Annotated in this window: 16 protein-coding genes; 14 read left to right on the top strand and 2 right to left on the bottom strand. The window is 66.1% G+C overall.

Features of this window, described 5'->3' with window-relative positions:
• Window positions 1-14: 14 nt before the first annotated feature.
• The 6 genes from AC1DKV_RS14260 to cysM all read left to right on the top strand — a co-directional run bounded on the left by AC1DKV_RS14260 (window position 15) and on the right by cysM (window position 6,596).
• Window positions 15-1,388: a UDP-glucose dehydrogenase family protein gene (locus AC1DKV_RS14260; protein ID WP_441612518.1), complete on the top strand. Its 1,374-nt coding sequence runs from the start codon at window positions 15-17 to the stop codon at window positions 1,386-1,388.
• A 71-nt stretch (window positions 1,389-1,459) separates the two neighbouring features.
• Window positions 1,460-2,452 carry a D-glycero-beta-D-manno-heptose-7-phosphate kinase gene (rfaE1, locus tag AC1DKV_RS14255; RefSeq protein WP_441612517.1) on the top strand — a complete coding sequence of 331 codons (993 nt, stop codon included), beginning with the start codon at window positions 1,460-1,462 and terminating at the stop codon, window positions 2,450-2,452.
• On the top strand, window positions 2,449-3,444 hold the full coding sequence (gene rfaD, locus AC1DKV_RS14250) for an ADP-glyceromanno-heptose 6-epimerase (RefSeq protein ID WP_441612516.1): 996 nt from the start codon (window positions 2,449-2,451) through the stop codon (window positions 3,442-3,444). Before rfaE1 ends, rfaD begins: the two co-directional genes overlap by 4 nt.
• Before the next feature lie 186 nt (window positions 3,445-3,630).
• Window positions 3,631-4,008, top strand: a complete 378-nt coding sequence (locus tag AC1DKV_RS14245; protein ID WP_441612515.1) for a ComEA family DNA-binding protein — start codon at window positions 3,631-3,633, stop codon at window positions 4,006-4,008.
• Between the two features lie 273 nt (window positions 4,009-4,281).
• Entirely contained in the window at window positions 4,282-5,586 is a 1,305-nt protein-coding gene (locus AC1DKV_RS14240) for a solute carrier family 23 protein (protein WP_441612514.1), read from the top strand.
• Window positions 5,587-5,693: 107 nt separating this feature from the next.
• Window positions 5,694-6,596 (top strand): cysteine synthase CysM, encoded by a 903-nt coding sequence (gene cysM, locus AC1DKV_RS14235; RefSeq protein WP_441612513.1) that lies wholly within the window; start codon window positions 5,694-5,696, stop codon window positions 6,594-6,596.
• A 108-nt stretch (window positions 6,597-6,704) separates the two neighbouring features.
• On the opposite strand, the gene mltB is transcribed toward cysM, so the two are convergent.
• Window positions 6,705-7,811, bottom strand: a complete 1,107-nt coding sequence (mltB, locus tag AC1DKV_RS14230) for a lytic murein transglycosylase B (protein ID WP_441612512.1) — start codon at window positions 7,809-7,811, stop codon at window positions 6,705-6,707.
• Window positions 7,812-7,928: 117 nt separating this feature from the next.
• Between mltB and AC1DKV_RS14225 the strand changes: the two genes are divergently transcribed.
• The 8 genes from AC1DKV_RS14225 to AC1DKV_RS14190 all read left to right on the top strand — a co-directional run bounded on the left by AC1DKV_RS14225 (window position 7,929) and on the right by AC1DKV_RS14190 (window position 16,191).
• Window positions 7,929-8,852 (top strand): histone deacetylase family protein, encoded by a 924-nt coding sequence (locus tag AC1DKV_RS14225; RefSeq protein ID WP_441612511.1) that lies wholly within the window; start codon window positions 7,929-7,931, stop codon window positions 8,850-8,852.
• 20 nt (window positions 8,853-8,872) lie between these two features.
• Entirely contained in the window at window positions 8,873-9,676 is an 804-nt protein-coding gene (locus AC1DKV_RS14220) for an enoyl-CoA hydratase (protein ID WP_441612510.1), read from the top strand.
• A 158-nt stretch (window positions 9,677-9,834) separates the two neighbouring features.
• Window positions 9,835-10,869 carry a methionine ABC transporter ATP-binding protein gene (locus tag AC1DKV_RS14215; protein WP_441612509.1) on the top strand — a complete coding sequence of 345 codons (1,035 nt, stop codon included), beginning with the start codon at window positions 9,835-9,837 and terminating at the stop codon, window positions 10,867-10,869.
• Window positions 10,859-11,512 (top strand): methionine ABC transporter permease, encoded by a 654-nt coding sequence (locus AC1DKV_RS14210; RefSeq protein ID WP_441612508.1) that lies wholly within the window; start codon window positions 10,859-10,861, stop codon window positions 11,510-11,512. The genes AC1DKV_RS14215 and AC1DKV_RS14210 overlap by 11 nt, the downstream gene beginning before the upstream one ends.
• Before the next feature lie 87 nt (window positions 11,513-11,599).
• Window positions 11,600-12,397, top strand: a complete 798-nt coding sequence (locus AC1DKV_RS14205) for a MetQ/NlpA family ABC transporter substrate-binding protein (RefSeq protein WP_441612507.1) — start codon at window positions 11,600-11,602, stop codon at window positions 12,395-12,397.
• 203 nt (window positions 12,398-12,600) lie between these two features.
• The gene (locus tag AC1DKV_RS14200; protein ID WP_441612506.1) at window positions 12,601-13,350 is read left to right on the top strand and encodes an electron transfer flavoprotein subunit beta/FixA family protein; all 750 of its coding nucleotides are present in this window, start codon (window positions 12,601-12,603) and stop codon (window positions 13,348-13,350) included.
• A 17-nt stretch (window positions 13,351-13,367) separates the two neighbouring features.
• Window positions 13,368-14,303, top strand: coding sequence for an electron transfer flavoprotein subunit alpha/FixB family protein (locus tag AC1DKV_RS14195; RefSeq protein ID WP_441612505.1), 936 nt, complete (start codon window positions 13,368-13,370; stop codon window positions 14,301-14,303).
• A 103-nt stretch (window positions 14,304-14,406) separates the two neighbouring features.
• On the top strand, window positions 14,407-16,191 hold the full coding sequence (locus tag AC1DKV_RS14190; protein WP_441612504.1) for an acyl-CoA dehydrogenase: 1,785 nt from the start codon (window positions 14,407-14,409) through the stop codon (window positions 16,189-16,191).
• A gap of 67 nt (window positions 16,192-16,258) precedes the next feature.
• Here the strand turns inward: AC1DKV_RS14190 and AC1DKV_RS14185 are convergent, their stop codons facing one another.
• Window positions 16,259-17,563: a D-amino acid dehydrogenase gene (locus tag AC1DKV_RS14185; RefSeq protein ID WP_441612503.1), complete on the bottom strand. Its 1,305-nt coding sequence runs from the start codon at window positions 17,561-17,563 to the stop codon at window positions 16,259-16,261.
• Window positions 17,564-17,663 lie beyond the last annotated feature (100 nt).

Here is a 17,663-nt window from a genome sequence, read left to right as displayed (position 1 = left end):
CTGGAGTACGAGTTATGAAAGTCACCGTTATCGGCAGCGGCTACGTCGGTCTAGTGACCGGCGCCTGCCTGGCAGAACTGGGCAACGATGTGTTCTGCCTGGATGTGGATGAGCGCAAGATCGCTCTGCTCAATGCCGGCGGCGTGCCGATCTACGAGCCGGGCCTGAAGGAGCTGATCCAGCGCAACCGCGAAGCCGGGCGACTGACCTTCTCCACCGACGTGGCGGCCAGCGTGGAGCACGCCGATGTGCAGTTCATCGCGGTCGGCACGCCGCCGGACGAGGACGGCTCGGCAGACCTGCAGTACGTGCTGGCGGCGGCGCGCAATATCGGCCGCCATATGACGGGCTTCAAGGTGGTGGTGGACAAGTCGACGGTGCCGGTCGGCACCGGGGATCGTGTCACGCAGGCCATCCGCGCCGAACTGGCTACGCGTGCGCTCGAAGATCTGCAGTTTTCGGTGGTGTCGAATCCCGAGTTCCTCAAGGAAGGCGCCGCGGTGGAAGACTTCATGCGGCCTGACCGCATCGTGCTGGGTTGCGACGGCGACGTCGCGGGCCGCCATGCCAAGGCCATCATGCGCCAGCTGTATGCCCCGTTCAACCGCAACCACGAACGTACCTTCTACATGGACGTGCGCTCGGCGGAGTTCACCAAGTACGCCGCCAATTCGATGCTGGCCACGCGCATCTCGTTCATGAACGAGCTGGCCAACCTGGCCGACGAGGTCGGCGCCGATATCGAGCTGGTGCGCATGGGCATCGGTTCCGATCCGCGCATCGGCTATAGTTTCCTCTATGCCGGCGCCGGTTACGGCGGCTCATGCTTCCCCAAGGACGTGCAGGCACTGATGCGTACCGCGAGCGCGCACGGCAAGCCCATGCGCGTGCTGGAGGCAGTGGAAGCGGTCAACGAGGCGCAAAAGCAGGTGCTGGCCGACAAGGTCGTGCGCCGCTTCGGCGAGGATCTCGCAGGCCGCACGTTCGCGTTCTGGGGCCTGGCGTTCAAGCCGAACACCGACGATATGCGCGAGGCGCCGTCGCGGGTGCTGGCGCGCGCACTGGTTGCACGCGGTGCGTCGCTGCGCGTGCACGATCCGATCTCGATGGAGGAGGCTCGCCACGCGCTGGAGGCAGACCTCGCCGATATCGAGGGCGGCTTTGCCCGCGTGCATTTCAGCGAAGCGCAGATGGATACGCTGGACGGCGCCGACGCGCTGGTCATCCTCACCGAATGGAAGGTCTTCCGCAGCCCGGATTTCAACCAGATCAAGCGCCGCCTGAAGGCACCCGTCATCTTCGACGGCCGCAATCTGTACGAGCCCGAGGCCATGCAGGAAGCAGGCATCGAATACCATGCGATCGGGCGGCCGACCACGACGCGCTGAACCGAGAAAACCAACGGGAACGACAAGCCGACGCCCTGGCTGACGGACCGGGCCGCGTTGCCAAGGATTCCATGAGCAAGAACCACATTCCGCTGCAACAGATCAATCAATCCCGCATCCTGGTGACGGGCGACATGATGCTGGACCGCTACTGGTTCGGCGACGTGGAACGCATCTCGCCGGAAGCGCCGGTGCCGGTCGTGCAGATCAAGCGCAGCGACGAACGGCTCGGCGGCGCCGCCAACGTGGCGCGCAACGCGGCCGCGCTGGGCGCCACGGTCGGCATGCTCGGCGTGGTGGGCGACGACGAGCCCGGCCGCACGCTGGAGACGCTGCTGGAGGCCAGCCATGTGCAGCCCTACCTGCACCGCGACCGGAGCGTCAACACCACCATCAAGCTGCGCGTGATGGCGCACCAGCAGCAACTGCTGCGCGTGGATTTCGAGAACCCGCCGGCGCACGAAGTCCTGCTCTCCGTGCAGGACCGCTTCCTGGCCCTTGTGAAGGAATACAAGGTGCTGGTGCTGTCCGACTACGGCAAGGGCGGGCTGGCGCACGTGGGCCGCATGGTGGAAGCCGGCCGGGCGGCCGGTTGCCTGGTGCTGGTCGATCCCAAGGGCGACGACTACTCGCGCTATCGCGGCGCCACGCTGATCACGCCCAACCGCGCCGAGATGCGTCATGTGGTGGGTGCCTGGAAGACCGAATCGGACCTCACCATCCGGGCCCAGAACCTGCGCCGCGAATTGCATCTCGATGCGCTGCTGCTGACGCGTTCGGAAGAGGGCATGACGCTCTACACCGAAGCGGAAGTGCTGCATGTTTCGGCCCAGGCGCGCGAGGTCTACGACGTATCGGGCGCCGGCGACACCGTGATCGCCACGCTGGCGACCATGCTCGGGGCCGGCGTGCCGCTCAAGGAAGCCGTGCAGCACGCCAACCGCGCCGGCGCCATCGTGGTGGGCAAGCTCGGCACGGCCGTTGTCACCTATTCTGAATTGTTCGGCTCGCAGGCGCAGGGCGCGGCGCTGCCTTCCGGCTCGAACGAGCCTTCACGCACATGACCATCATCGTTACCGGCGCGGCCGGATTCATCGGCAGCAACCTCGTCAAGGGCCTCAACGAACGCGGCGAGGACAATATCGTCGCCGTCGACAACCTGACGCGCGCAGAGAAATTCCACAACCTCGTCGACTGCGAGATCCTCGACTACGTGGACAAGACCGAATTCCTCGCGCGCTTCGCCCGTGGCGAGTTCGGCAAGGTGCGCGCGGTCTTCCACGAGGGCGCCTGCTCGGACACCATGGAGCACGACGGCCGCTACATGATGGAGAACAACTACCGCTATACGCGGGCGCTGATGGAAGCCTGCCTGGAGCAGGGCACGCAGTTCCTCTACGCTTCGTCGGCGGCGACCTACGGCGCTTCGCAGGTGTTCAAGGAAGACCGCGAGCACGAGCAGCCGCTCAACGTCTACGGCTACTCCAAGTTCCTGTTCGACCAGGTGGTGCGGCGCACGCTGCCGTCGGCTTTGTCGCAGATCGTGGGCTTCCGCTACTTCAATGTCTACGGCCCGCGCGAAGCGCACAAGGGACGCATGGCTTCGGTGGCGTTCCACAATTTCAACCAGTTCCGCGCCGACGGCACCGTGAAGCTGTTCGGCGAATATGGCGGCTACGGCCCGGGTGGCCATACGCGCGACTTCGTGTCGGTGGAAGACGTGGTGAAGGTCAACCTGTTCTTCCTCGAGCACCCGGACAAGTCGGGGATCTTCAACCTCGGCACCGGCAACGCGCAGCCCTTCAACGACATCGCCACCACCGTGGTCAACACGCTGCGCGAAGCCGAGGACAAGCCCCGGCTGAGCCTGGACGAGCTGGTGCAGGAAGGACTGGTCGAGTACGTCAAGTTCCCCGATGCGCTGCGCGGCAAATACCAGTGCTACACGCAGTCGGACATGTCGCGACTGCGCGCGGCAGGCTACAAGGACGCGTTCTACACGGTCGAGGAAGGCGTGTCGCGCTACTGCCGCTGGCTGCTGCAGCGCAAAGCCTGAGGCGGGAGAGATCAGGCCATCGACGCGCGCTTCGGCGCGCGTTTTTTTGGCTTGCGGCGGACACACCTTGGTAGCCGAGGTGAACATTTGTTGCAGGACGCGCCAACGCTGCCGCGCGCTCCTATCCTCCGTGTTGCCGCGTCCAGCGAGGGCGCGGCTACCTTCACAACGGATAGGAGAATCTCCATGCGCAATCAGGCAATCAAGGTACTCAAGCTGGTTTCCGGGCAGGCACTGCTGGCCCTGGCGCTGTGCTTTTCGCTGATGGGCGCGGCCCATGCCGCGGTCGATGTCAATACGGCAGACGAGACTTCGCTGGTGACGCTCAAGGGCATCGGTCCGGCCACCGCGAGCACCATCGTCGCCGAGCGCGCCAAGGGTGGTCCCTTCAAGGATGCGGCCGACCTGGCCGACCGCGTCAAGGGCCTTGGGCAGAAATCGGTGGCGCGGCTGCAGGAAGGCGGCATGACCATCGGCGCCGCGGCCGCACCGAAGCCGGCCGCGGTTGCGGCAAAGAAGGATGCCAAGGTCGCGGACAAGGCGCCGGCCAAGCCCGCCAGATAAGCGGGCGCGGCTGCCGCCACCAAGGCAACCCGCCCGTCGTACCGAAGAAGCCCCGGCCGTGTCCGGGGCTTCTTTGCGTTCATGCACCAAAAGCGCGGTCGAGCCGCTGGTACGGCTCGTGCTAGTCCGGATGGCTTCGCACGATCGCGGCTGCACGGTATCATGCGGACGCCCGCGCAGGCCGAGCCGGCCGCGCGGCAAGGACAAACCAAATCGAGCCGGACCTGCCCGCGCGCGGGCGGCCAGGCCAAGGACAGAAAAGGGAGCTGGACAATGGGAAATGATGAGGACGCGGGATTCCTGCCCAAGTGGCGGCTGAAGACGCATGGCGTGATCGCGCCTGACGAGCGGCTGCCTGCGGGGCAGACCGTCCTGGCCGGCATCCAGCACGTGGTGGCGATGTTCGGCTCGACGGCGATCGCGCCGATCCTGATGGGTTTCAATCCCAATATCGCGATCCTGTTTTCCGGTATCGGCACGCTGATTTTCTTCTTGTGCGTGCGCGGGCGGGTGCCGAGCTACCTGGGCTCGAGCTTCGCCTTTATCGCGGTGGTGATTGCCGCCACCGGCTACGCCGGCAGCGGCCCCAACCCGAACATACCGGTGGCGCTGGGCGGCATCATCGCCGCGGGCGCGCTCTACCTGGTGATCGGTCTCGTGGTGCAGGCGGTGGGATACCGCTGGGTCGAGCGGCTGATGCCGCCCGTGGTGACCGGCGCCATCGTCGCGGCCATCGGCCTGAACCTGGCGCCGGTGGCGGTCAAGGCCGTGAGCGGCGCCGCGCTCGACACCTGGGTTGGCCTGGCCACGGTGCTGGCCGTTGGCATGGTCGCCGTGCACGCGCCTGGCATGCTGCGCCGGCTGCCGGTGCTGGTCGGCGGGCTGTTCGGCTATGCGCTGTATTACGTTTGCACCAATGTCATGGGACTGGGCAAGGCCATCGATTTCTCCGGCGTGGCCGCGGCGAGCTGGTTCGGCCTGCCGGTCTTCACCTCGCCGGTATTCCAGGCCAGCGCCATGCTGCTGATCGCACCGGTGGCGATCGTACTGGTGGCCGAGAATCTCGGGCATATCAAGGCCATCAGCGTGATGACCGGGCGCAATCTCGATCCGTACATCGGGCGTGCCTTCATCGGTGACGGCATTGCCACCATGATCTCCGCGGGCGGCGGTGGTACCGGCGTGACCACCTATGCCGAGAACATGGGCGTGATGGCCGTGACCCGGATCTACTCCACGCTGATCTTCGTGGTGGCCGCGGTGGTGGCGCTCATCCTGGGCTTTTCTCCCAAGTTCGGCGCGCTGATCCTGACCATCCCGGGTCCCGTGATCGGCGGCCTGACCATTGTCGTGTTCGGGCTGATTTCCGCCACGGCAGGGCGCATCTGGGTGGAAAACAAGGTGGACTTCTCCAGCTCGCGCAACCTGATCACGGTGGGCGCCACGCTCACCGTGGCGGCCGGCGACCTGACCCTGAAGCTGGGCGGCATGGCGCTGGGCGGTATCGGTACCGCCACTTTCGGCGCCATCCTGCTGTATCACCTGCTGGGCGGCAGCAAGAGCGAATCCGACGCCTGATGACCGTGCCGCGGCGGCCCGGGCGGCGAGGGTCGCCCGCCGCGCAGCCAACGCGGGTATTACGACTGGATTACAATGTCCGCCGACATTTGGAATCCCCGCTCACCATGGCCTACAAGACGATCGAAGACACCATCGGCAATACGCCGCTGGTGCAACTGCAGCGCATCCCCGGCGCCGCCGGTGCCCCGCGCGGCAATGTCATCCTCGGCAAGCTCGAGGGCAACAACCCGGCCGGGTCGGTCAAGGACCGGCCGGCGGTGTCGATGATCGCCCGCGCCGAAGCGCGCGGCCGCATCAAGCCGGGTGATACGCTGATCGAGGCCACCTCGGGCAATACCGGCATCGCGCTGGCCATGGCGGCCGCCATCCGTGGCTACAAGATGGTGCTGATCATGCCCGAAGACCTGAGCATGGAGCGCCGCCAGAGCATGGCCGCCTATGGCGCCGAGATCATTCTCACGCCGGTCAAGGGCGGCATGGAGTACGCGCGGGACCTGGCTGACTCGATGGAGCGCGATGGCCGCGGCGTGATCCTCGACCAGTTCGGCAACCCGGACAATCCGCTGGCCCACTACGAGACCACCGGCCCCGAGATCTGGCGCGAAACCGAAGGACGCATCACTCACTTCGTCTCCGCCATGGGCACCACCGGCACCATCACCGGCGTGTCGCGCTTCCTGAAGGAGCAGAGCGCGGCGGTGCAGGTGGTCGGCGCGCAGCCGGCCGAGGGCTCGCGCATTCCCGGCATCCGCAAGTGGCCGGAGGCGTACATGCCGAAGATCTACGATCCCAAGTACATCGACCGCACCGAACTGGTCAGTCAGGGCGATGCCGAGCACATGGCCCGCCGCATGGCGCGCGAGGAAGGCATCTTCTGCGGGATCTCGGCCGCCGGCGCGCTGTGCGTGGCACTGCGCATCGCCGAAGAGGTGGAGAACGCCACCATCGTCTTCGTGGTGTGCGACCGCGGCGACCGCTATCTCTCGACAGGGGTGTTCCCGGCCTGAGGCCCGCGCCGCACGCACCGCACGCGCCAGCAAAAAGCCCCGCTCGGATCACGGCGGGGCTTTTTGTCTTCTGTGGTCGGCGGCGGCAGGTGCCGCCGGCGCTCGGGGTCAGCCCATCGCCGACTTGACCGCCTCGCCCAGCTGGTACACCGCCAGCGCGTAGAAGAAGCTGCGGTTATAGCGCGTGAGCACGTAGAAATTGCGCAGGCCCAGCATGTAGTCGGTGGTTTCGCCGGGCGTGGGCAGGTCCACCACCAGCACGCCGGTCTCGCCTTCGCGCGCCAGGTCGATCGGTTCGTCCACGCGCAGGCCGGCCTTGAGCAACTGGTTCAGCGTGCGGGTGGGCCACGGCTCGCCGTCTGCGGCCGCGGTGGCGATGCCGCGGCTGCCCTCGTCGGGGGCAAGGCGCCAGACCACCGGGCGGCCCTGTTCCCAGCCGTGCAGTTGCAGGAAGCGGCCCACGCTGCCGATGGCGTCGGTGGCGCTGTTGCGCAGGTCGATGTGGCCGTCGCCGTCGTAGTCGATGGCGTAGTCGCGCAGGCTGGTCGGCATGAACTGCGGGATGCCGACGGCGCCGGCGTAGGAGCCCAGCACCGAGAACACATCGGTGTTGGTGTCGCGGCACCACAGCAGGTAGTCCGCCAGCTGGTTGCGGAACAGCGTGGTGCGCGCGTCGCGGTTCGGGGTGTCCGGATAGTCGAAGGCCAGCGTGGAGAGCGAGTCGATCACGCGGAACGTGCCCATGTCGCGGCCATAGATGGTTTCGACGCCGATGATGCCGACGATCACCGAAGCCGGCACGCCGAACTCGGCCTCGGCGCGGCGCAGGGTGTCGCGGTTCTGCTGCCAGAAGCGCACGCCCGCGTTGATGCGGATGGGTTCGATAAAGCGCGAGCGGTATGCGCGCCAGCTCTTGCGGCCCGGCGTGGCGGGCGGCATGATCAGGCGCGCTACCGTGGACGAATAGACGGCCTGCCCGAACCAGCCTTCGAGCATGGGGCGGGCGAAGCCATGGCGCGCCACCATTTCGTCGATGAAGGCGCGGCTCTTCGGGTTGTCGCGATAGCGGCCCGGCTCGATCTCTTCCTCGCGCACGCTCACACGGCGCTTGCCGGCGGCAAGCAGTGCGGGAGAAACGCCGCACAAGCTCAATGCGGCAGCGGAAAGCGCAGCTCCCAGCAAGGGGCGGCGCAGGGAGCGCTGGGTTTCGGTCATGGTGTCCTTTGCAAGTCGCTGCGAGTATAGCGGATGGTGCCCGCGCGGCACCTCGCTGGGTGCCCGGCGCGGCATGTGCTAACGTAGCGATTGGAGACCACGATAAAGCTATAAGCCATGCCGACAGGCTATTACACGCATCCAGAATTCCTGCTGCATGAGATGGGGCATTTCCATCCGGAATGCCCGGAGCGCCTGCAGGCCATAGAAGACCAGCTGATCTCGCACGGCATGGATGGTTTGCTCGACCGGCGCGATGCCCCCGCCGCGACCGCAGAGCAGATCGGGCGCGTGCACCGGCCGGAGTACGTGGCCAGCCTGGCCGCCGCCAGTCCCGCCAGCGGCTATCACCCGATCGACCCCGACACGCTGATGAACAGCCACACGCTGGCCGCCGCCACGCACGCGGCCGGCGCCGCGGTGGCAGCCACCGACGCGGTCATCGCGGGCGAGATCGAAAATGCCTTTTGCTGTGTGCGCCCGCCCGGCCATCATGCCGAGCCGGACCATGCGATGGGCTTTTGCTTCTTCAACAACGTAGCGATCGCCGCGCGCCACGCGCTCGCGGCGCACGGCCTGGAGCGCGTGGCGATCGTCGATTTCGACGTGCATCACGGCAACGGCACCGAGGCCGCGTTCCGCGGCGATGCGCGCGTGCTGATGTGCAGCTTCTTCCAGCACCCCTTCTATCCCTACAGCGGCACCGAGCATATCGCCACCAATATGTCGAACATCCCGCTGCCGGCCTATACCAGCGGCATGGCGGTGCGCGAAGTGGTGGAGACGATCTGGCTGCCGCGCCTGAACGAGTTCAAGCCGCAGATGCTGTTCATCTCGGCGGGCTTCGATGCCCATCGCGAGGACGACCTCGGGCAGATGGGGCTGGTCGAGCAGGACTACGCCTGGATTACCGCGCAACTGATGGAAGTCGCCCGCACGCATGCCAAGGGACGCATCGTCAGCTGCCTGGAAGGTGGCTACAACCTCAGCGCGCTCGGCCGCAGCGTGCTCGCGCACCTCAAGGTGCTGCTCGAGCAATAGACAACAGGAGAAGGCCTGCCATGGCAGATACCGATAACCGCCATGCGGCGTCGCTGCTGAGCGAAAGCCTCGATGCGCCCGGCGTGCTGCGGCTGACGATGAACCGTCCCGAAGCCTTCAACGCCTTGTCCGAGGGCCTGCTGGACGCGCTGACCGCCGCCTTCGCGCGCGTCGCGGCCGATGCTTCGGTGCGCGTGGTGGTGCTGGGCGGGGCAGGGCGAGCCTTCTGCGCCGGCCACGACCTGCGCGAGATGCGCGCCAGCCCGTCGCACGACTACTACCGCCGCCTGTTCGACCGCTGCACGCGCATGATGATGGCGATCCACAAGATGCCGCAGCCGGTGATCGCGCGGGTGCAGGGCGTCGCCACCGCCGCCGGCTGCCAGCTGGTGGCCATGTGCGACCTGGCCGTGGCGGCGGATGACGCGCGCTTCGCGGTATCCGGCGTCAATCTCGGCCTGTTCTGCGCCACCCCCGGGGTGGCGCTGTCGCGCAACCTGTCGCGCAAGCAGGCGCTGGAGATGCTGCTGACCGGCGACATGATCGACGCGACGGAGGCGCGCACGCGCGGGCTGGTCAATCGCGTGGTGCCCGCCGACGGCCTCGATGCCGAGGTCGCGCGCCTGGCCGCCAGTATCTGCGCCAAGCCGGCCGCCGCGGTGGCTGCCGGCAAGGGCCTGTTCTACCGCCAGCTCGAGATGGGCATCGAGGCCGCTTACCAGCTGGCCGGCCAGACCATGGCCTGCAACATGATGGATCCCGCCGCGCTGGAGGGTGTCCAGGCCTTCCTGGACAAGCGTGCGCCTTCTTGGCGTGGCGAATAAACTGCTTTTTATTGTCTTATATGCCTTGAACATATAAAGACATCGGCAAAAAGTCGTTTCTGGTATGAAGCGGATCGCTTAAAATGCGAGCTTCGCCTAAAAATAAAATGCGGCAACAGCGCTTGAGACATTCTCGCCTGTTGCCGTTTTCTTTTCACATGATCGAACTGCAAGGTCTATCGCAGCGCTTCCCCGGCGGGTCGGGCGAGGTGCATGCATTGCGGGATGTCAGCCTGTCCATCGCGCCGGGCGAGGTGTTCGGCATCATCGGCCGCAGCGGCGCCGGCAAGAGCACGCTGGTGCGCGCCATCAACCTGCTCAACCGCCCCAGCGCCGGCCGCGTGATCGTCGGCGGCCAGGACCTGACGGCGCTCGACAGCGGCGCGCTGCGCCAGGCCCGCCGCGACATCGGCATGATCTTCCAGCATTTCAACCTGCTGTCGTCGCGCACCGTGTACGACAACGTGGCGCTGCCGCTGGAGCTGGCCGGCAAGTCCAGGAACGAGATTTCCGCGACGGTGCTGCCGCTGCTGGAACTGGTCGGCCTGACGGCGCTGAAGGACCGCTATCCCGCCCAGATCAGCGGCGGGCAGAAGCAGCGCGTGGGCATCGCCCGTGCGCTGGCCAGCAAGCCCAAGGTGCTGCTGTCGGACGAGGCCACCTCGGCGCTCGATCCGGAAACCACGCGCGCCATCCTGGAGTTGCTCAAGCAGATCAACCGCGAACTGGGCCTGACCATCGTCATGATCACGCACCAGATGGAAGTGATCAAGCAGGTCTGCGACCGTGTCGCCGTGCTGGAAGCCGGCCAGGTGGTCGAGACCGGCCGCGTGATCGACGTCTTCCTGCGCCCGCGACACGAGGTCACGCGCGCCATGATCGGCGATGTGATTGCCCAGGAACTGCCGGCAAGCGTGCTCAAGCGCGTGGAAAGCCGGCTTGGCAACGGCCGCGACCATGTCTACCGGCTGGCCTTCACCGGCGAAGGCGTGGACCAGCCGGTGCTGGCCCAGGCCATCCGCCGCCATGGGCTGGACTTCAATATCCTGCACGGGCATATCGACGAGATCCAGGGCCAGGCCTTCGGTTCGCTGGCCATCATGGCCACCGGCGAACCCGCCGACGTCAAGGCCGCGATGGCATTCCTGCAAGAACAAGGCGTGGTCGTGGAGGAGATCGAGCATGTGGTCTGAAATGTTTGATCTGTTCGTGACCTCGTTCAACGAGACCTTGCTGATGGTGGGCATCTCGGGCGTGGTCGGCTCGCTGTTCGGCGTGCCGCTGGGCGTGCTGCTGCACCTGACCAACCGCGGCGGCGTGCTGTCGCACCCGCTGTTCAACCGCACCATCGGCGTGGTGGTCAACGCGGTGCGCTCGATTCCCTTCATCATCCTGCTGGTGGTGGTGATCCCGTTCACGCGCTTTATCGTCGGCTCGTCGATCGGCACCACCGCGGCCGTCGTGCCGCTGACCATCGCCGCCATTCCGTTCATCGCGCGACTGGTGGAAAGCGCGCTGCGCGAGGTCGACAAGGGTTTGGTGGAGGCCGCCCAGTCGATGGGCGCGACCACCGGCCAGATCGTGATGAAGGTGCTGCTGCCCGAGGCCATGCCCGGCATCGTGGCCGGCCTGACCATCACCTTCGTGAGCCTGGTCGGCTATTCGGCCATGGCCGGCGCCATCGGCGGCGGCGGGCTGGGCGACCTGGGCATTCGCTACGGCTACCAGCGCTACATCACGGAAGTGATGGTGGCGGTAGTGCTGATCCTCATCGTCTTCGTGCAGGCGGTGCAGAGTTTCGGTGACTGGCTGGTGCGGCGCATCAGCCACAAGTGAGCGAGGCGCGCGGCAGCGCGCAACAAAAGAAATCAGGGCAATCGAGAAATCGAGCCATCCAGAAATCGAGAAACAAGGAAGTCAGACATGCAACGTCGTAACGTGCTGCAATGGATCGCCGGCGCCGCCATTGGCGCCACCCTGGCCACTGGTGCCATCGCCCAGGAAAAGCCGATCAAGATCGGCGTCACCGGCGGCCCGCACGCCCAGATCATGGAGCAGGTCAAGAAGGTCGCCGCCAAGGACGGCCTGAACATCCAGGTCGTCGAGTTCAGCGACTACATCCAGCCCAATGCCGCGCTGGCCGCCGGCGACCTCGACGCCAACAGCTACCAGCACCTGCCGTACCTGGAAGCGCAGATCAAGGACCGTGGCTACAAATTCACCCACATCGCCTTCACCGTGACGTTCCCGATGGGCGTGTATTCCAAGAAGCTCAAGTCGCTCGACCAGCTCAAGGAAGGCGCGCGCGTGGGTGTGCCCAACGACCCCACCAACGGCGGCCGCGGGCTGCTGCTGCTGCAGAGCAAGGGCGTCATCAAGCTGCGCCCGGATGCAGGCCTGAAGGCCACGCCGCTGGACATCGTGGCCAACCCGAAGAAGATCAAGATCGTGGAGCTGGACGCAGCGCAGCTGCCGCGCTCGCTGGATGACCTCGACGCCGCCGCGATCAACGGCAACTATGCCGAGTCCGCTGGCCTGTCGCCGATCAAGGACGCCATCGCCATCGAGGGTCCGAAGGGCCCCTACGCCAACCTGATCGCCATCCGCGAAGCCGACAAGAACAAGCCCTGGGTGGCCAAGCTGGTGAAGGCTTACCACTCGCCCGAGATCAAGCAGTATGTGCAGAGTACGTTCAAGGACTCGGTGATTACCGCCTGGTAAGCTGAAAAAAACCGCCAGACCTGCGTGCTCCAGGGCATTCTGCAGCACAATGGCGCAAGGTTTTCACGTTGCCGGGCTATGCCCGGCAATTCTTTACCGATAAAATAGTACGACCGTTCGAAAAACAAGAGAGCCGCCAACCCGGTGGTTATAATGGCGGGCGAACCAAATTTCTGACTATCGACTATCAGTGGAGTGAGCGCATGAAAGTACTCGTCGCAGTCAAGCGCGTGGTGGATTACAACGTCAAGGTCCGGGTGAAGTCGGACGGCACGGGCGTGGATCTGGCCAACGTCAAGATGAGCATGAACCCGTTTGACGAAATCGCCGTGGAAGAAGCGGTGCGCCTGAGGGAAGCCGGCGTGGCGACCGAGGTGATCGCCGTGTCGTGCGGCGTGGCGCAATGCCAGGAAACCCTGCGCACCGCGATGGCGATCGGCGCCGACCGCGGCATCCTGGTCGAGTCGAGCGAAGACCTGCAGCCGCTGGCCGTGGCCAAGCTGCTCAAGGCGCTGGTCGACAAGGAGCAGCCGCAACTGGTGATCCTGGGCAAGCAGGCCATCGACGACGACTCCAACCAGACCGGCCAGATGCTGGCCGCGCTGGCTGGCCTGCCGCAAGCGACCTTCGCCTCCAAGGTGACCGTTGCCGACGGCCGTGCCTCGGTGACGCGTGAAGTGGACGGCGGCCTGGAAACGCTGTCGATCAAGCTGCCGGCGGTGGTGACCACCGACCTGCGCCTGAACGAGCCGCGCTACGTGACGCTGCCCAACATCATGAAGGCCAAGAAGAAGCCGCTCGAGACCGTCAAGCCCGAGGACCTCGGCGTCGACGTCGCGCCGCGCCTGAAGACCGTCAAGGTCGTCGAGCCGCCCAAGCGTACCGCGGGTGTGATGGTGCCGGACGTTGCGACGCTGGTGCAGAAGCTGAAGAACGAAGCCAAGGTCATCTGAGCGCCAGGAGATAAAACATGACTGCACTCGTCATTGCTGAACACGACAACCAAACCATCAAGTCCGCCACGCTGAACACGGTGACGGCTGCCGCCCAGTGCGGCGGCGACGTCCACGTGCTGGTGGCCGGCGCCAACGCGAAGGCTGCCGCCGACGCGGCCGCCAAGATCGCCGGCGTGTCCAAGGTGCTGCTGGCCGACGCCGCCTACTTCGGCGACGGCCTGGCCGAGAACGTGGCCGAGCAGGTGCTGGCCATCGCCAACGACTACAGCCACATCCTGGCCCCCGCGACCCCCTACGGCAAGAACATCCTGCCGCGCGTGGCCGCCAGGCTGGACGTGGCCCAGCTGTCGGACATCACCAAGGTCGACAGCCCGGATACCTTCGAGCGCCCGATCTACGCCGGCAACGCGATCTCGACCGTGCAATCGTCGGACAAGGTGAAGGTCATCACCGTGCGCGGCACCGGCTTCGACGCCGCTGCTGCCGACGGTGGCTCGGCCGCCGTGGAAAGCCTGCCGGCCGTGGCTGACGCGGGTATCTCGCAATTCGTCTCGCGCGAAGTCACCAAGAGCGACCGCCCCGAACTGACCGCAGCCAAGATCATCGTGTCCGGTGGCCGTGGCGTGGGCTCGGGCGAGAACTACACCAAGGTGCTGACGCCGCTGGCCGACAAGCTGAACGCCGCCATGGGCGCCTCGCGCGCCGCGGTGGACGCCGGCTTCGTGCCCAACGATTATCAGGTCGGCCAGACCGGCAAGATCGTCGCGCCGCAACTGTATATCGCCGTCGGTATCTCCGGCGCGATCCAGCATCTGGCCGGCATGAAGGACTCCAAGGTGATCGTGGCGATCAACAAGGATGCCGAAGCGCCGATCTTCTCGGTGGCCGACTACGGCCTGGTGGGCGACCTGAACGTCGTGGTGCCGGAACTGGTGGCGGCGCTGGGCTGATCGCAGGGTTCGGCCGCCGCCAGGCGCGCCGGACCGGGCCAGGGAGTACAAGCCGTTCCGGGCCCGCCCGAGAACGGCTTTTTTATACATATCGGAGACATCGATGACCTACCGTGCCCCGCTCAAGGACATGCTGTTCGTGATGAACGAACTGGCTGGCCTCGACGCAGTCAGCAAGCTGCCCGGCTTCGAGGACGCCACGCCGGAGACGGCGCAGGCGGTGCTCGACGAGGCGGCCAAGTTCAACGAACAAGTCTTGGCGCCGCTCAACCGCATCGGCGACACCGACCCCAGCAGCTGGAAGGACGGCGTGGTCACGACCACGCCCGGCTTCAAGGAGGCCTTCCGCCAGTTTGGCGAGGGCGGCTGGCAGGGCGTGCTGCATCCGCAGGAATTCGGCGGCCAGGGCCTGCCCAAGGTCATCGCCACCGCGTGCAACGAGATGCTCAATACGGCCAATCTCTCGTTTGCCCTGTGCCCGCTGCTGACCGACGGCGCCATCGAGGCCTTGCTGACCGCCGGCACGGACGCGCAGAAGGCCACCTTCCTGCCCAAGCTGATTTCGGGCGAGTGGACCGGCACCATGAACCTGACCGAGCCGCAGGCCGGTTCGGACCTGGCAGCCGTGCGCACGCGCGCCGAGCCGCAGGGCGACGGCACGTTCAAGGTCTTCGGCACCAAGATCTTCATCACCTACGGCGAGCATGACATGGCACAGAACATCGTCCATCTCGTGCTGGCGCGCACGCCGAGCGCGCCCGAGGGCGTGAAGGGCATCTCGCTGTTCATCGTGCCCAAGTTCCTGGTGAACGAAGACGGCTCGAACGGCGCGCGCAACGACGTGCATTGCGTGTCGATCGAGCACAAGCTCGGCATCAAGGCCAGCCCCACCGCGGTGCTGCAGTTCGGCGACCACGGCGGCGCCATCGGCACGCTGGTGGGCGAAGAGAACCGCGGCCTCGAGTACATGTTCATCATGATGAACTCGGCGCGCTTCTCGGTCGGCATGCAGGGTATCGCCGTGTCCGAGCGTGCCTACCAGCAGGCCGTGGCCTTTGCCCGCGAGCGCGTGCAGAGCCGCCCGGTCGACGGTTCGGCGCGCGAGGCGGTCACCATCATCCACCACCCCGACGTCAAGCGCATGCTGATGACGATGCGCTCGCTGATCGAAGGGGCACGCTCGGTGGCCTACGTTGCCGCGGCCGCTTGCGACACGGCGCACCAGCATCCGGACGAGGCCGTGCGCAAGCAGAGCCAGGCCTTCTACGAGTTCCTGGTGCCTATCGTCAAGGGCTGGAGCACGGAGCTGTCGATCGATGTCACCAGCCTTGGCGTGCAGGTCCACGGAGGCATGGGCTTCATCGAGGAAACCGGCGCTGCGCAGCACTACCGCGACGCGCGCATCCTGCCGATCTACGAAGGCACCACCGCCATCCAGGCCAACGACCTGGTCGGCCGCAAGACCCTGCGCGACGGCGGTGCCGTGGCGCGTGCCATCTGCGCGCAGATCGCGGAAACGGAAGCCGCACTGGGCAAGCAGGATGGCGCGGCGTTCGCAGCGGTGCAGGCGCAGCTGGCCAAGGGCCGCACGGCGCTGGAAGCCGTGGTGGCGTTCGTGGCGTCCAATGCCAAGGCGGATCCCAACGCCGTGTTTGCCGGCAGCGTGCCTTACCTCAAGCTGTGCGGCATCGTGTTCTCGGGCTGGCAGCTCGGCCGCGCCATGCTGGTGGCACAGGCAAAGCGCGGCGAGGATGCATCGTTCCATGACGCCAAGATCGCCACGGCGCATTTCTTCGCCGAGCACATCCTGTCGCAGGCATCGGGTTTGCGCGATGCCGTCGTGGCGGGCGCCGCGCCGGTCAATGCCTTGAGCGAAGCGCAGTTCTGACCTGTTCGTGCGCAAGCAAAAGGCGGCCCCGCGGGGCCGCCTTTTTTTACGCGCGAGCCCGGATCGCTCAGGCCACGGCGGGGCGGTGCACGGCGCGCGTGCCCGGCTGCTTCACATAGCGTGCCACCGACAGGTCGTCGGCGCGAATGGCGGGCGAGGTACCGGACACCAGGTCCGACAGCAGCTTGCCCGAGCCGCAGGCCATGGTCCAGCCCAGCGTGCCGTGCCCGGTATTGAGCCACAGGCCCTTGAGCGGAGTCGGGCCGACGATGGGGGTGCCATCCGGCGTCATCGGGCGCAGGCCGGTCCAGAACGTGGCGCGGCTGACATCGCCGGCGCCGGGGAACAGGTCGGTCACCACATGCTCCAGCGTGCGGCGCTTGGACGGGTCCAGCGAACGGTCATAGCCGACGATCTGGGCCATGCCGCCCACGCGGATACGGTCGTCGAAGCGCGTAATGGCAACCTTGTAGGTTTCGTCGAGCACCGTCGACACCGGGCTGCGGGTTGCATCGGTCATCGGCACGGTGATCGAGAAGCCCTTGAGCGGGTAGACCGGCAGGTTCGAGAGGCCCGGCAGGAAGTTCTTCACGAAGGGCGTCGACCAGCTGCCCAGCGCTACCACCACCAGGTCCGCCATCACGGGCTGGCCACCCACCATGGCGCCGGTGACCGCGTCGCCCTTGGTGAGCAGGCCGTCGATGGAGCGGTTGTAGTGGAACTGCACGCCCAGGCTCTCGGCCATGGCCGCGAGTTGCGTGGTGAAGAGCTGGCAGTCGCCGGTTTCGTCATTGGGGAGCCGCAGGCCGCCGCTCAGCTTTTGGCTGACGGCGGCAAGGGCCGGTTCGCTGGCGGCGAGGTCCTCGCGCGATAGCAACTGGTAGGGCACGCCGGCCTGTTCGAGCACGGCGATGTCCTTGGCCGCGCCCTCAAGCTGCTCGTCGGTGCGGAAGACCTGCAGCGTGCCTTGCTGGCGTCCTTCGTAGGCAATGCCGGTATCGGCGCGCAGGGCGCGGATGCAGTCGCGGCTGTATTCGGCCAGACGCACCATGCGTTCCTTGTTGATGGCGTAGCGCTCGGCCGAGCAGTTCATCAGCATCTGCCACATCCATTGCAACTGGAACAGGGTGCCGTCCGGACGGATGGAGAGCGGAGCATGCTGCTGGAACATCCACTTGATGGCCTTGAGCGGCACGCCCGGCGCGGCCCAAGGCGAGGCATAGCCCGGGGAGATCTGGCCGGCGTTGGCAAAACTGGTGCCCAGCGCGGGCGCGGCCTCGCGGTCGATCACGGTGACTTCATGGCCGGCGCGGGCCAGATACCAGGCGCTCGTCACGCCAATCACACCACTGCCAAGGACAAGGACGCGCATAGTCGGGGGCTCTCAACCAGAAAGTAAGTCAGATAAAGTATTTATCTCTATACTATTGAAATATGTGCAGTCATAGTTATCGTAATTTTCAGAGAAACAG

Source organism: Cupriavidus sp. 05T41, from assembly GCF_056396525.1.
This window is presented reverse-complemented; position numbering and strand designations above follow the sequence as displayed.